General features: G+C 67.0%; 14 protein-coding genes. 6 read left to right on the top strand and 8 right to left on the bottom strand.

The genetic code is table 11. From position 1 onward, the window contains the following. Positions 1-538 precede the first annotated feature (538 nt). The 3 genes from ACIA8C_RS32935 to ACIA8C_RS32925 all read left to right on the top strand — a co-directional run bounded on the left by ACIA8C_RS32935 (position 539) and on the right by ACIA8C_RS32925 (position 3,618). The gene (locus ACIA8C_RS32935; RefSeq protein WP_397141708.1) at positions 539-2,464 is read left to right on the top strand and encodes an Hsp70 family protein; all 1,926 of its coding nucleotides are present in this window, start codon (positions 539-541) and stop codon (positions 2,462-2,464) included. Positions 2,465-2,533: 69 nt separating this feature from the next. Beyond that, entirely contained in the window at positions 2,534-2,653 is a 120-nt protein-coding gene (locus tag ACIA8C_RS32930; protein WP_397141480.1) for a hypothetical protein, read from the top strand. A 170-nt stretch (positions 2,654-2,823) separates the two neighbouring features. Then, positions 2,824-3,618 carry an HAD family hydrolase gene (locus tag ACIA8C_RS32925; protein WP_397141478.1) on the top strand — a complete coding sequence of 265 codons (795 nt, stop codon included), beginning with the start codon at positions 2,824-2,826 and terminating at the stop codon, positions 3,616-3,618. Between the two features lie 111 nt (positions 3,619-3,729). Here the strand turns inward: ACIA8C_RS32925 and ACIA8C_RS32920 are convergent, their stop codons facing one another. Then, entirely contained in the window at positions 3,730-4,842 is a 1,113-nt protein-coding gene (locus ACIA8C_RS32920) for an anti-sigma factor domain-containing protein (protein WP_397141476.1), read from the bottom strand. Positions 4,843-5,108: 266 nt separating this feature from the next. Further along, positions 5,109-5,519 carry a VOC family protein gene (locus ACIA8C_RS32915; RefSeq protein ID WP_397141474.1) on the bottom strand — a complete coding sequence of 137 codons (411 nt, stop codon included), beginning with the start codon at positions 5,517-5,519 and terminating at the stop codon, positions 5,109-5,111. Between the two features lie 96 nt (positions 5,520-5,615). On the opposite strand from ACIA8C_RS32915, the gene ACIA8C_RS32910 reads away from it, so the two are divergent. From ACIA8C_RS32910 to ACIA8C_RS32900, 3 genes are read left to right on the top strand one after another with little or no spacing between them, the layout of a single operon-like run. Beyond that, positions 5,616-6,560 (top strand): helix-turn-helix transcriptional regulator, encoded by a 945-nt coding sequence (locus ACIA8C_RS32910; protein WP_397141472.1) that lies wholly within the window; start codon positions 5,616-5,618, stop codon positions 6,558-6,560. Between the two features lie 35 nt (positions 6,561-6,595). Beyond that, positions 6,596-7,840: a cytochrome P450 gene (locus tag ACIA8C_RS32905; protein WP_397141470.1), complete on the top strand. Its 1,245-nt coding sequence runs from the start codon at positions 6,596-6,598 to the stop codon at positions 7,838-7,840. A gap of 49 nt (positions 7,841-7,889) precedes the next feature. Next, positions 7,890-8,513 (top strand): TetR/AcrR family transcriptional regulator, encoded by a 624-nt coding sequence (locus ACIA8C_RS32900; RefSeq protein WP_397141468.1) that lies wholly within the window; start codon positions 7,890-7,892, stop codon positions 8,511-8,513. A gap of 125 nt (positions 8,514-8,638) precedes the next feature. Here ACIA8C_RS32900 and ACIA8C_RS32895 read toward each other — a convergent pair whose 3' ends face one another. From ACIA8C_RS32895 to ACIA8C_RS32870, 6 genes are all read right to left on the bottom strand, one after another. Then, on the bottom strand, positions 8,639-9,394 hold the full coding sequence (locus ACIA8C_RS32895) for a sirohydrochlorin chelatase (protein WP_397141706.1): 756 nt from the start codon (positions 9,392-9,394) through the stop codon (positions 8,639-8,641). 220 nt (positions 9,395-9,614) lie between these two features. Further along, positions 9,615-10,943, bottom strand: coding sequence for a sulfate adenylyltransferase subunit 1 (locus ACIA8C_RS32890; RefSeq protein ID WP_397141466.1), 1,329 nt, complete (start codon positions 10,941-10,943; stop codon positions 9,615-9,617). A gap of 1 nt (position 10,944) precedes the next feature. Then, the gene (gene cysD / locus ACIA8C_RS32885) at positions 10,945-11,907 is read right to left on the bottom strand and encodes a sulfate adenylyltransferase subunit CysD (protein WP_397141464.1); all 963 of its coding nucleotides are present in this window, start codon (positions 11,905-11,907) and stop codon (positions 10,945-10,947) included. Between the two features lie 60 nt (positions 11,908-11,967). After that, entirely contained in the window at positions 11,968-12,687 is a 720-nt protein-coding gene (locus ACIA8C_RS32880; RefSeq protein WP_397141462.1) for a phosphoadenylyl-sulfate reductase, read from the bottom strand. A 37-nt stretch (positions 12,688-12,724) separates the two neighbouring features. Beyond that, the gene (locus ACIA8C_RS32875) at positions 12,725-14,536 is read right to left on the bottom strand and encodes a nitrite/sulfite reductase (RefSeq protein ID WP_397141460.1); all 1,812 of its coding nucleotides are present in this window, start codon (positions 14,534-14,536) and stop codon (positions 12,725-12,727) included. 132 nt (positions 14,537-14,668) lie between these two features. Continuing rightward, entirely contained in the window at positions 14,669-14,761 is a 93-nt protein-coding gene (locus ACIA8C_RS32870) for an Ms4527A family Cys-rich leader peptide (protein ID WP_357382870.1), read from the bottom strand. Between the last annotated feature and the right edge of the window lie 191 nt (positions 14,762-14,952).

Genomic DNA, 14,952 nt, shown 5'->3' with positions numbered 1-14,952 from the left:
TTGGTGGTGCGGTCGCAGAACCAAGTCAAGCCGGAGCGGGTCGGCCGTGCTGGCGGGAAACGGACTTGGAGTTGATGCGTCATGTATCCAGGGGGTTCGTTGGTGGCGTGGTGAAATCTGTACTACTGGCTATGATTTAGTTACCGACCAGTCAGTGTCTTTATGTGACGCGTAATTCTCGAGGGAATTCGGGGTGTTGATCATTTATCGGAGCATTGTCCGGATCGCTGTATGGTAACCGGATCGGGCGGGGCGCTACCGAATCGACGCCTGTCGAGAGGGCTGGACAATTCTGATGCCGGAGCATAGTCCCAGGTGATACGGATCATTGCCGTGCCGAGCTAAACGTTTCACGCCATTCTCTTGCCGTTCATATCTATTCCACATCCTTCCAGCTAGCCGAACAGCTAATCTGTGCTGGCTGTTTGGAAGACGACCGCGGCCACATGGATCTCTGTGTGATGGACGTGGTCTCGGTACGTTGACGGGATAGCATATGACCACAGGTCTGGGTTTCAGCATCGGCGCAGTGAACTCTATGACTGCCTCGGCGACCGGTGTACGAGCCCGGCCCGTCGTGCGCAGTCGACGCACCGCGGTGACGTTCGACAGCGCGGGCGGGCTACGCATCGGGGGCATCCCGCAATTCAGCATGGCCATAACGGATTTCGCCGACCTGAGCCGCGATCCGGAGCCGATGATCGTCGGTGGTCGCATCTGGTCGCCCGCCAACCTGGTCGCCGCCGTGGTGAACGGACTGCGCGACGCCGAGGCGGCTGCCGACGAGTCGGGTGCCGTAGCCACCTATCCCGCAACGTATTCCGACAAAGAGGTGTCGCTGCTGCGGCAGGCGCTCGACCTGTCCGGCGCGAGTGACGTTGCGCTGGTGCCGGAACCGGTCGCCGCCGCGGAATGGCTGGAGCACGAACATGGCCCGCTGGAGCCTGGCTTCGTACTCGTCTACGACCTCGGCGGGACCAGTCTCGACGTCACCGTCGTGCGGGTCGGCCCCGACTGGGACAACCATCCGATGGTTGGAAAACCCGTGCGCTCCTATGACTTCGGCGGCCGGCCGCTCGGCGCGATGATCGCGCGCTACGCCCACGACGCCAAGCCAGGCGCGACCGTACCGACGTCGACGCTGTCGATGGTCGACATCGACAGCCTGCGCACCTCGCACGTGCACGACACCCTCGAGGTGGTGCGCGCCGCGATCCGATCGGCCGACCTCACGCTGTCCGACATCAGCCGGATCCTGGTGATAGGCGGCGCTTCCCGGCCCGCCGAAGTCGCCCGCACCCTCGCCGAACTCGGCCGCCCCCTGGTGGTCTCGGCCGACCCGGGCCAGACCGTCGCCGCGGGCGCCGCGCTCATGGCCGCGCGGACCATGGCACTCGCCGCGTCCGGCGGCAAGCAGCACGCGCCGCGAGTAGCCGTATTCTCCAGTGCCGCTGTCGTTTCCGCGGTCGCTATGTCGGCGGTGACGGTCTTCGGCAGTCCGTCTGCCCCCAGCGCGTCGCCGGTGCTCGAACATTTCCCCGGTCTCGACGCGCCCACCACCGACACCCTGCTCTATGACTCCAGCGCCGACCTGGCCAGTCATCGAGACGCCTGGGTGGCGACACCGGCCGGCTGGACCACCTCGCGAACCCTCGCCGCCAGCGCGGCCATGCCGAGGCCCTCGGCCTACGGCCTGTTCATCACCCCCGCGTCCCACACGACCAAGCTCGGCCCCAGCGTCGCCGAATCCCGCCCCGGCTCCCACACTGAACCCCGAATGCCAGGCGCTACAACATCGCACGGCGGCACCTACGCCGATCCGGCGTACTTCATCAACCCCTTGCCCTTCGGCCAACTCATCCCGCAACCAGGGCAGCCCGCGCCAGGCTTGCCCGCGGCGGCCCCCATCGCCGGCGCACCCGTAGCCACCGCCCCCGGTTCCATACCTGCTGCGCCCCCAGCCAATTCGGCTCCCGCGATACCGGACCCGGCGGCCACCGCGCCCGCAGCGAGTACTCCAGTCACCGGTGGCGTAGTCGACACCCCGGCCACCGGAACCACCCCCGGCACCGGTACCACAACCGGCACAACAGCTTCCGAATCCACAGGTGGATCGACGTCGGGCAGTACATCGTCCGGCGGAACCACAGGCGCATCCGCCGGCGAGTCCAGCGAAACCTCCTCCGGCAACACCTCAACGGGCGGCACCACATCCAGTGGCAGCACCGGCGGTTCCGCGGACACCTCGTCATCCGGCAGCACTTCTTCCAGTGGCTCGACTTCGGCCGGAACCTCTTCGGGCGGAAGCACTTCCGGAGGCACCTCCACCGGTGGTACCTCGAGCGGCACCTCCGCCGGTGGCAGCACCTCCGGCGGCTCCACGTCGGGCGGGTCCACGTCGGGTGGCTCGACCTCCGGCGGCGCCTCCACTGGCGGTTCCACAGGCGGCACAGGCGCCCACTAGCCCGACCGCTGCGCCCGAGGTTGCGTCTGCCGCATGGGTGGTCCGAAGCCGACTCGATAATGTGGTCGGATGCGGAGCGCCGATCGCCCTGGCCGAGTCATTTTCCTCAACGGGACATCGAGTGCGGGCAAGACGACCCTGGCTCGGAGCATTCAGGACGAGAGTGATGTGCCGCCTTCAGGGCCCTAGAGTCGGTGCGGATCCCGAGAGAGGGTGCGGTTCGGCGGACATTCGGTCCTTGCTTGCGGTGCGGTGAGCGCTTCGTACTTGGTGACCACGCCGAATCATCGGACGTGCGTGGCGGTCTCGGTGCGGTTGATCGGCGGGCGGGTGCGTTGCCGACGGGGCACAATGGGCTGGTGGCAACTGGGGGACCTCGGCTGATAGCGCTGGATGTGGACGGAACGTTGCTCGACACCGGTAGTCCGGTGAGCGAGCGCGTGGTTGCCGCTGTGCGTGCGGCCGTCGCGGCGGGTGCGCATGTGGTGGTGACGACGGGGCGGACTGTCCTGGTCACTCGTCCGGTGCTGGCGGAGCTCGGCCTGATCGAAGGGCATGCGCTGTGCTCGAACGGTGCGGTGCACGTCGACGTCGCCAAGGGGCAACCGCTGACGGTGCAGGAGTTCGATCCGGCGCCCGCGGTCGTCGCGTTGCGGGCGCTGATCCCCGAGATGGTCTTCGCCGTGGAGAAGGTCGGCGTCGGTTACTGGGCCACCGGCGTCAGCCCTGGCGGGTTCTCGCTCGGCGAATACCTGCTCGTCGACCACACCGCCTTGAGCAGCGAGCCGACCCCGCGGCTCAACGGCTGGTGGCCCGAGGGCTCGCTGGAGGAAATGCTGAGCCTGCTGCGGGAGCTCCAAGTCCCGGGCGCCAGCTGGGTGCACGGCGAATTCGGCCCGTGGCTCACCGTCTCCCGCCAAGGCGTCTCCAAGGGCTGGGCCCTCGAACGCCTCCGCCAGTCCCTCGGCGTGCCACGCACCGCCACTCTCGCCATCGGCGACGGCTACAACGACCGCGAAATGCTGCGCTGGGCAGCACATTCCGTCGCCATGGCCAACGCACCGGCCGAGGTCAGAGACTTGGCCGACGAGGTCACCGGCGATGTCCGGGAAGACGGCGTCGCCACCGTGCTGGAACGTTGGTTCCGTCCCTGACTGGTGCCGCGCCTGCTAGGCGGTCCCCGATGGTCGACCGAAGGGCTCCTTCGGTTTGTTGTACGTGCTGAAGGTGGCCTTCGGTCGGCGCGTGGGCAGCAGTTGGATAGCTCAGTTCAACGGAATTCGCGCCACGATCGGTGTCGTCGGCTGAACCGACCCATTACTCGGTTCGGCCGTGATCGCGAGCAGCGCGGTGTCTTGGGGCAGGCCCGCGGTCAGCTCGGTGCGGTCACCGGAGACGCGCATCATCCCAGCCGAACGCGGCGTGCCGTCGGCCGGGATGGTCCACAGCTGGTAGCCATGATCGTTGTCCGGCGCGGGCAGCCCGGTGACGGTGACGATCACCTTGCCCGCGCTCGCCGAAAACACCGCCGTCGCAGCACCTTCCGCCGTCGTCAATACGCCGCTCCTGGTGACAGCGTCGCGCGCGTCACGCACCTGATCCGCGGCGACCACGGTGCCGCTGTGCTCACCGCCGACAAGCGTGAGCCCGGTGATCAGCACAGCCACCACCGCGACCGCGGCCGCGACGCCGGCCGAGACTCGGATGATCCAACCCCGGCGCGTCGGCGGAAAGTGGTTGTCCGACAAGCCATTCAGGGCGGGCATGATATCGGTGCGGCCGAGCGCGTCCAGCGCGGGCAACAACTGCGTCTGCCCGAGCGCGTCATCGAGGCGTCGCTGCGGACGCGCCCGGATATCGTCCAGTACCCGATCCTTCATGCCCGCCGCGGGCAGCGGCGGCACGGCGACGGCCAGCTGGACGGCGACTTCGCTCAGCTCGTCGACCTCGCCGCGGCATGCCGCACAGTCGGTCGGGTGCTGCTCGAGGGAAACGCGCTCCGCGGTGGACAACTCCAATTGTCCTGCCAGGTTTTCCCGTTCGATGGTGGCGTGCTGGTAGCGCACCCGGTCGACGGCGCGCCGGTGCGCGATGGTCAGCACCCAGGCCAAGGCGCTGCGGCAGTGTTCGTCGAATTGTGCTGCCTCGAGCCAGATCTCCAGCAGCGCCTCCTGTGCGACCACCTCGGACTGGGCGTGGTCGCGCAGCACACCGGTGACGATGCCGAGCACCGAGCCCGCCACGATGTCGTAGAGCTCCGCGAAGGCTTGCTCATCGCCGCGGGCGACGCGGCGCAGCAATAGTTCCGGAGTCTTCGCTGGATCGGTCACGTCGTCGGAGGTGCGGGCGCCGGGTAGTGCTCGGGCGCGGCTGACCATAGGTGTCCTTCCAAGCCTGACCAAGCCGGAAGCCGTGCGCGGGGCAACGGCGGATGTGGGCCAGATCATATGACGTCCCGATTGCTGCGACGCCCTCGCTACCCGCGCGCCGCGGAAATCTGAACCAATCCGCGCGCCGGCTTCGACTTCTAGGCAGAGCCTGCCTGTCAGCGGCGGCTCGCGCGGTGCGGCGACCGGCCGGGCCGCGCGGCCGGAGATGGTGCCGGGCGAACGAGTCCCGTCCGGCACCATGTCACCGTTGCAGGTTATGCCGGGCCGGTTTTGGCGAGCACGTCGAGGTAGTGCGGGTTCGACATGAGACCGAGGATATTGCCGAAGGGGTCGATCACGGCGGCGGTCACGAAGCCGGTGCCTTCGCCGCGTTCGGTGATCGGGTCGTACTGCTCGGCGCCGAGTTCGAGCAGCCGGTCGAAGGTGGCCTGGAGGTCGTCGACGTGCCAGTTGACGATGGCGCCGCCCGGTGCGTTGCGGGCGCCCGCCGGTGCGTATGCGCGGTTGACGATGCCGAATTCGGCCAGGTAGTCACCGATCCGGAACTCGTAGTAGCCGCCGGGGACGGTGAAGTACGGCTCGATACCGAGGAACTCGCTGTACCAGGTCTTCGCGGCCTCCAGATCGTCGGCGTAGAACGTGCTCGTCGCCATTCCTCGCAGCATTTTCGCTCCTTCATCGGTTCGTACCTTGCTTGTAAAGACCATCCTCCGTCCTAAAGTGCTCACCGAATGAGCACTTTCTCGGGCAACATTGTGCGTATGCGAGCGGACAGACTGGTGGCGATCCTGCTGATGATGCAGACACGCGGACGGGTGACCGCCGCCGAAATCGCCGCGGAACTGGAGACGTCGGTCGCCACCGCGCGCCGCGACCTCGAGGCATTGTCGACGGCGGGGGTGCCGGTGTATCCGCAGCCAGGTCGCGGCGGCGGATGGTCGCTGGTCGGTGGCGCGCGCACCGATCTCACCGGTTTGACCGCGGGGGAGGCGCGGGCGTTGTTCCTGCTGGCGGGTCCGTCGGCCAGCGCGGTACCGGAGGTGAAATCGGCGCTGCGCAAACTGGTTGGCGCGCTACCGAAGCCCTTCCGCACCGACGCCGCCGTGGCCGCCGACGCCGTGGTGATCGATCCGGCCCGATGGGGCCAGGCGGATCGGGAATTGCCACCGGTGGTTGCGCTGCTGCAGCGAGCGGTGGTGCAGCGCAACAAGGTTCGCCTGCGCTACGCAAGCAAGAAGGGCGAACACACCGAGCGCCTTGTCGACCCGTTGGGCCTGGTCGACAAGGACGCCATCTGGTATCTCATCGCCGGAACCGAGCACGGCCAGCGCACCTTCCGCATCGACCGCATCACCGAAGCCGTACTCACCGACGAAACCGCCCACCGGCCGGCCGATTTCGATCTCTCCGCAACCTGGAACGAAGTAGTCGACGAGTTGGAGCAACGCCGCGCCGCCACGTCGGCGACCGTCCTCATCGCTGCCGGCCTGCTGCCGATCCTGCGCAACCAGCAGGGCAGACATTGCGTCGTCGACGGCCCCACCGACGACGGCCGTATTCGAGTCCAGGTCACTGCCCCCACCGCCTGGATGCTCGCCCAGCAGTTGGCGGGCTGGGGCGCCGCTCTCGAAGTCCTCGGCCCACCCGAAGTCCAGACCGAACTCGCCCGCATCGGCACCGAACTCGTCGACCGCTACCAGCCCTGACTCCCGGAAAATCGCCACGCTGATAGCTTCACTAGATGGAGATCGAAACCGCCTCTGCCGCCGACGGATTGGCGGACGAGCCATTCGTGTTGACGCCCGACTTCTACCGTGACCCGCATGTCGCCTATCGCGCGCTGCGTGACCGCGGGCCGGTGAACCGGGTGGTGTTCCCCGACGGCAGCAATGGATGGCTGATCACCGGCTACGCCGAGGTGAAAGAGGCGTTCGCGCATCCCGGTATCAGCAAGCGCCTCGGCTCCGACGGCGCACGGTCGGCCCTCGCGGCCAACAATGCCGCCCACCAGGTCCAAAGTGGGCCCTTCGCCAGCATGTTGGTGTTCTATGACCCACCCGAGCACACCCGGCTGCGGGCCTTGCTCAGCGGAGCGTTCGGCACCCGAACGGTGCGCGGGCTGGCTCCGCGCGTCACCGAGCTCGCCGACGCGTTGCTGACCGAAATGGCCACGGCGGCAGATGATGTCGTGGACCTACTGGACCGCTATGCGGTGCCACTATCGATGTCGGTGATCTGCGAACTGCTCGGCGTGCCCGACCGGGACCGTGCGAAATTTCAGCATTGGTCGACGATCATCGTGTCCGGCGAGCATGCTCCGCGCGAGCGGATGACGGCCGCCACCGAGTTCATCGCATACATCGATCACCTCATCCACGAGCGGACCACCGCACCGGGCGCTGACCTGCTCTCCGAGCTCATCGTGGCGGAGAGGGACGGGGATCGGCTCACGTCGCGCGAACTGCGCAGTATGGTGCTCGTGCTGCTGGTCGCCGGTTTCGAGACGGCCGCGAACCTCATCGGCAACGCGGTGGTGACGTTGTTGGGCAACAACGACTCTCGTCGGCGGTTGCGCGACGACCCCGCGCACATTCCGGCATTCATCGAGGAGGTGCTCAGGCATCGGTCACCGACGAGCGAAACGACCTTCCGCTATACGACCACCCCGATCAAGCTGGGCGGCATCGACATTGCCGCCGGCGAGCTGATCGTCTTATCCGTCGCGGCGACCGGTCGCGATCCCCGTAGATTCGCCGATCCGGAAGTCATCGAGATCGACCGGCCCGACAATGGTCACCTCGCCTTCGGCCACGGAATCCACTACTGCGTCGGCGCGCCCCTGGCTCGCATGGAGGGGCGCATCGGGCTGGCGCGATTGCTCGAGCGCTACCCCGATCTGGAACTTTCGCCAGGCTCTGAAACCGAGTGGCGGACGAGCTTCGCCATCCGAGGCTTGACCGCCTTACCGGTGCGCTTGCACCATTGAAGTACGACCGTACGTTCGTATTCGTGGGATTTCGTGGAAGAATGGCACCATGTCCGAGTCCACTACCGCCGCCAGTCGGCAGCAAGGCACCGATCAGCGTTTGGCCAAGGGAGCGCGATCCCGGGCGTCGATTGCCCGGCATGCCGCCGATGTGGCGTCCGTCGAGGGGCTGACCGGGGTGAGTATCGGCAGGCTCGCCGCCGATCTCGGGCTCAGCAAAAGTGGCATCGCGACCTTGTTCGGCAGCAAGGAGAGCTTGCAGTTGGCCGCGGTCAAGGCGGCCCGTGACGTGTTTCTGGACCAGGTCATCACGCCGAGCCTGGACGAGGACGGTGGCATGCCTCGCCTGCGTGTGCTCGTGGACCGGTGGTTCAGCCAGGTCGTCGAGCCCGCCTTTCCCGGCGGCTGCTTCCGAGTGGCCACCATCGCCGAGTTCGACAGCCGTCCCGGCCCGATTCGCGACGCGATCGCGGCGGACAACCGCGACTTCCTCACCTTTCTGGCCAACGAAATCCGTCGTGCCCAGGAGCAGGGGCACCTCGGCGAACGTAATGCCGACGTGATCGCCTTCGAACTGTCCGCCGTGATCGGTGCTGCCCATACCGCGCACCAGATGGGTGACGAGTGGGGCGTGGCGACGGCCCGCGCCATCGTCGACGACTTACTGAGCTGATACCCCGGCCGCTGCGGACACTTTGTGCGCTCGGTGCCCTGTTTTTGCCGGTTCGGGCTCGAAAGTGTCCGCGTAGGACGGCTTCTCGCGCCGCGAATCCACTGCTTGCCGTGACCCGCGCCCGATTAAGCCGACATCGTGAGCGACTGCGCGATCGCCGCGTCGTAGCGGTTCCAGACGATGTCGGTGAGGTCCTGGTGCGCGCCGATTACGTCGGCGTGGATTACCTCAGGGGCCGCCGCGACAAGGCGATCGGTGAGTAAGCCCGGGGCCAGGAACCAGGGGGCGACAAGGATGGATTCCGCGCCGCGGGTGCGCAGGCGGGAAAACGCCTGGGGCAGTGCTGGTTCGGTGGTGGCGAAGCAGATCTCGGTGAGATGACCGGTGTGTGCGGCGAGGCGGCGGGCCACCTCGGCGGTGCGCGCGTTGGCGGCAGGGGAGGAGGAGCCTACCGCGGCAACGGCGATACCTAAGCGACCCACTGGGGCGAACGCGGCCGACGCTTCGGACACCCGATCGCGCAGCGCGGCGACCAACCGGGCGTCAGGTCCGAGCACATCGGCCTGGGTCAACCGCAACTGCGGACGCCGGGCATGCGCCGCGGCTAGCAGCCCGGGCAGATCCACCCGAGCATGGAAAGCATTACCCAGCAACAGCGGCACGACTACCGCATGTGTATGTCCCTGCGCCGCAACAACATCCACAACTTGCTCGACCGAAGGCGCATTGAGATCGAGAAACGCCAACCGGACATCGAACCCCGGCCGCGCCGCCGCTAGCCCAGCCGCCACCGCCGCCACAGTAGCTGCCGACCGTGGGTCCCGACTCCCATGCGCCACCGCGATCAGCGCAGGACGGTTGCGCACCGGCGCAACGTCCATCGGCGCACCAACGATATTCAGCACCGCGGGCGGCGTGACCGGCGTCTGGAAGACGGGCCGCGTCGCGATGCGCGAAGTCGCTGGCGCGACCTCGCGCGGCGAGACCGTATCCCTCGCAGGCGTATCGGCGACGCCGATCGCCGCGGTTGCATGCGACTCCCTGCCCGGCACCGCGGCTGCGGCGACGGGCCGCGTCGCGGTGCTGAACGGGATCGCCATGTCAGACTCCGGTGCCGACCTCGACGGCCGACAGCACGTCGCCGACGAGGCCGGCGGCGAGAGTGTTGCCGCCGGCCGGGTCGATGAGCAGGAAGCTGCCGGTGTGCCGGTTTACTCGGTAGTCGTCGACCGCGATGGGCTCGGCGACGCGCAGCGAGATGCGGCCGATGTCGTTGAGCGCCAGGGCTTCCGGGTTGGGGGCGGCAATCAGGCGCTGTTCGTCGAAGCGCTCGAGCAGGCTGCCGACGATGGCCTGGGTGGTGCGGGTGCCGTGCTTGAGCAGCAGGCGGGCGCCGGGGTGCAGCGGCTTGTCGCCGAGCCAGCAGACGGTGGCATCGAAGGTGTCGATGGGCTCGGGGGCGTCGGCGACCGAGGTGATGATGTCGCCGCGGGAAATGTCGACGTCGTCGGCGAGGATCAGCGTGACGCTGCGCCCGGTCTGGGCCACCGCGAGCTCACCGTCGGGAGTGTCGATCCGCTCGACGGTGGTGCGAATCCCGGAGGGTAGCACCACCACTTCGTCGCCCGGCGCCACCGCACCGGCCGCGATCTGGCCGGCATAGCCGCGGTAGTCGGGGTAGTCGGCGGTGCGCGGACGAATCACGTACTGCACCGGAAAACGAAGTCCCAGTGTGTGACTGCCGGTGCTGTCGGCGTCGACCGGCACCGATTCGAGGTGCTCGATCAGCGAGGGGCCGCGGTAGTACGGGGTGCTGTCCGAGCGGGTGGCGATGTTGTCGCCGTGCAGCGCGGAGACCGGAATCTCCAGCACGTCGTCGTCGGACCAGCCGAGTGTCCTGGTGAGCCCGTTGAATTCGGCCGAGATCTCCGCGAACACGGATTCGGCATCGTCGACCAGGTCGATCTTGTTCACCGCGAGTACCAGCTTCGGCACCCCGAGCAGCGCGAGCACCGCCGCGTGCCTGCGGGTCTGCTCGATAACGCCCTTGCGCGCGTCGACGAGCAGAATCACCAGCTGCGCGGTCGACGCACCCGACACCGTGTTCCGCGTGTACTGCACGTGCCCCGGCGTATCCGCGAGCACGAAAGAACGCTGCGGCGTAGCGAAATAACGGTAGGCGACATCGATGGTGATGCCTTGCTCACGCTCCGCGCGCAGCCCGTCCACGAGCAACGAAAGATCCGGCGTGGCAAGCCCTTTGTCCACCGAAGCGCGGGTAACGGCGTCGATCTGGTCGGCCAGGACGGATTTCGTGTCGTACAGCAGTCGCCCGACCAGAGTGGACTTACCGTCGTCGACAGAACCGGCGGTAGCCAGCCTCAATAGCTGTGCTGATGGCTCGCTACGCAAGCTCCACTCGGCAGACATATCAGAAATAACCCTCTCGCTTACGGTCTTCCATCGCGGCTTCCGACACCCGGTCGTCACCGCGGGTAGCACCACGTTCGGTCAGTCGGGACGCGGCAACCTCGGCGAGAATCGACGCGTTGTCGGCCGCATCGGAAAGCACGGCACCGGTGGACGATCCGTCGCCGACGGTGCGGTACCGCACCGAAAGCGTTTCCAGTACCTCGTCTTCCCTCGGCCCGCCCCATACGCCCGGCGTCATCCACATGCCGTCCCGCTGATACACCGGACGCTGGTGCGCGTAGTAGATGCGCGCCAGATCGATGTCCTCACGGGCGATATAGCGCCAGATGTCCAGCTCGGTCCAGTTGCTCAACGGGAATACCCGCACATGCTCGCCCGGCGCGTGCCGCCCGTTGTACAGGTTCCACAGTTCGGGCCGCTGCCGCTTCGGGTCCCACTGCCCGAAGGCGTTGCGCAGCGAGAAGATTCGCTCCTTCGCGCGGGACCGCTCCTCGTCGCGGCGGCCGCCACCGAACACCGCGTCGAAGCGATGCTCGCTGATCGCGTCCAGCAGCGGAACGGTCTGCAGTGGGTTGCGGATGCCGTCCGGCCGCTCGGTGAGCCTGCCGTCGGCGAGGTAATCCTCCACCTTGGCGACATGCAGCCGCAGCCCGTACCGCTCGACGATCTTGTCCCGGAATTCCAGTACCTCGGGCAGATTGTGCCCGGTATCGACGTGCAGCAGCGAGAACGGCAGCGGCGCGGGCCAGAAGGCCTTGAGTGCCAGGTGCAGCAGCACCGTGGAATCCTTGCCGCCGGAGAACAGAATCACCGGCCGCTCGAATTCCCCCGCCACCTCGCGGAAGATGTGGATCGACTCCGACTCCAGCGCGGCAAGAGTGTCGAATTCGGTAATGCCGAAAGCACGTTCGGTGGTATTCGAGGACTCGTCTAGCAGTTCACTCACGATGGTCTCCGTCATGCTGTATCCAATCTGCCTGCCCGAGGGCCCTACGTAGTCACGTAGGCGGGCCTGACTCGGTCAGGCGGTGTGCAACCCGCATTCGGTCTTGGCGAGGCCGGCCCAACGCCCGCTGCGTGGATCGGCTCCCGGCTCCGGCTTCCGCGTGCACGGCGCGCAGCCGATCGACGGATACCCCTCCTCGACAAGGGGATTGACGAGAATGCCGTGCTTTTCGATGTAGTCCTGCATCTCGTCGTCGGACCAGGCGGCGATCGGATTGATCTTCACCAGCCCGAATCCCTCGTCGAACGAGATGAGCGGCGCGTTGGCCCTGGTCGGCGACTCGACCCGGCGGATGCCGGTGACCCACGCGTTGTACCCGGCCAGCGACCGCTTCAGCGGAACCACCTTGCGCAGCCTGCAGCACTCGCCCGGATCGCGCCCGAACAGGTCTTTGCCGAGCAGCTGATCCTGTTCGGCGACACTGTGTTCCGGCCGGACGTCGATCACATTCACCCCGTACACCGCCTCGACGGCGTCCCGGGTGCCCATGGTCTCGGCGAAGTGGTAGCCAGTGTCCAGAAACAGCACGTCGACGCCCGCATGGACCTGCGCGGCGAGGTGCACCAGCACGCCGTCCTGCATGTTCGAGGCGACGATGTAGCCGGACCCGAAATTGTCCTCGGTCCACCGGAGCAGATCGAGCGCGGACGCGTCCGTCCCGAGGTCGGCGGCGCCTTTTTCCGCGAGCGCCCTGAGCTCGTCCTCGGCCAGCTTCGTCACCAGTTCGGTTGTCACAGTTGATCTCCCATCGGATGCCCGGCACAAGCGAGGCTCATTTCAGATCGGCCTCTTCGGCACGAACGGCCCACTGGGCGAACCGTTCGCCGTCCTCGCGGTGCTTGATGAAGTTGCGCACCACCCGCTCGATGTAGTCACCGAGCTCGTCGCTGGTCACCTTGTGCTGACGCAGCTTGCGTCCGAAGGCGCTGTCGAAGCCGAGGCTGCCACCCAGGTGAACCTGGAAGCCCTCCACGTGATTCCCGCTGCCGTCGTCGACCAGCTGACCCTTGAACCCGATGTCGGCGACCTGCGACCTGGCGCACGAGTTCGGGCAGCCGTTGATGTTGATGGTGACCGGAATGTCCAGCTGCGCATTGAGATCCGCGAGCCGCTCCTCGAGTTCGGGCACCAGCACCTGCGACCGCTTGCGCGTCTCGGCGAAGGACAGCTTGCAGAACTCGATTCCCGAGCAGGCCATCAGGTTTCGCCGCCACAGCGACGGACGGGCTTGCAGCCCAAGGGGTGCCAACTCGTCGATCAGCGCGTCGACCTTGTCGTCGGCCACGTCGAGCACGATCAGCTTCTGATACGGCGTGAACCGGATCCGGTCCGACCCGATCCGCGCCACCGCGTCGGCGACCTTGGTCAGGATGGTGCCCGAGACCCGGCCCGCGATGGGGGAGAAGCCGACCGCGTTGAGCCCGTTCTTCAGCTTCTGCACGCCGACGTGGTCGATCGGCTTGGTCACCTGCTCCGGCGCGGGGCCGTCGATCAGCTTGCGCTTCAGGTACTTCTCCTCGAGCACCTCGCGGAACTTCTCGATGCCCCAATCCTTGACCAGGAACTTCAGCCGCGCCTTGGTGCGCAGGCGGCGGTAGCCGTAGTCGCGGTACAGCGATACCACGGCCTCCCACACGTCCGGCACCTCGTCCAGCGGCACCCACGCGCCGACCCGCTGTGCCAGCATCGGATTCGTGGACAGACCGCCGCCGACCCACAGGTCAAGGCCGGGTCCGTGCTCGGGATGGTTAACACCGACGAACGCGACGTCGTTGATCTCGTGCACCACGTCCTGCTGACCCGAGATCGCGGTCTTGAACTTGCGCGGCAGGTTGGAGTACTCCGGCTTGCCGATGTAGCGGCGCACGATCTCATCGATCGCCGACGTCGGATCGATGACCTCGGTCAGCGACTCACCGGCCAGCGGCGAACCGAGCACCACGCGCGGGCAGTCGCCGCACGCCTCGGTGGTCTTGAGCCCGACCGCCTCGATCCGCTTCCAGATCTCGGGGACGTTCTCCACCTCGATCCAGTGGTACTGCACGTTTTCCCGGTCGGACAGGTCCGCGGTGTCGCGGCCGAACTCGGTGGAGATCTGGCCGAGGGTGCGCAGTTGCTCGACGCTCAACGCGCCCGCGTCGCAGCGGATGCGCATCATGAAGTACTTGGCCTCGAGCAGGTCGAGGTTCTCGTCGCCGGTCCAGCTGCCGTCGTAGCCCTGCTCGCGCTGGGTGTAGAGACCCCACCAGCGGAACCGGCCGCGCAGATCGCCCTTGTCGATGCTGTCGAAGCCCTGCTTCGAGTAGATGTTCTCGATCCGGGCGCGGACGTTGAGCGGGTTGTCGTCCTTCTTGGACTGCTCGTTCGGGTTCAGCGGTTCGCGATAGCCGAGTGCCCACTGGCCCTCCGCCTTACGGCGCACCGGCTTGGTGCTGCGGGCGCGCGGCGCTGTCGCGGCTTCGGCGCGTGGGCGGTCGGGACGGACGCGGCGCTCGGAGGCGGGCCGGTCGGGCCGCGTGTGGTGACCTGGCCGGGATTCGGGGCCGGACTGGTCGGTAGGACCGGCGTCGGTACTCGACGTCATGGGGTCGCTCCTGCGGGGGTATGGGAATCCGTGCTGGAGGCGCGAGGGGCTGACTCGCACCTGCGGTGTCAGCGGACCGATGAAGTCGAAGATTCGCCGGGCCAAAAGGACCCGGGGATGGGCGTCGCTGAGCTACCGAGGGGATTCGGTCAGACAGCAGGCACTACAGACGCGCTTGTAGTCGACGTGGCGACGTGCCACAAGTCGTACTCCCGATGCGCGCATGCAGCCTATTGTGCCACGTCAGCGGCCGCCTTCCGACGGGGTGTCCGTATTTTCCGCACTTTTGCGGGAAATCCCCTGGACCGTTGACCTGATTTGTGACGCCAGTCATAGATCATTCCGCGCGGGCGGCGGTTGATGCAGCCGACCCTGTCGAAGTGAGCCGCGCCACGTTTGAACTAGGCCGGCGTTCC

The organism is Nocardia sp. NPDC051321 (assembly GCF_044455225.1).
Lineage (GTDB): Bacteria > Actinomycetota > Actinomycetes > Mycobacteriales > Mycobacteriaceae > Nocardia.
The sequence above is the reverse complement of the archived record's forward strand: the minus strand, read 5'-3'. Positions and strand labels throughout refer to the sequence as shown.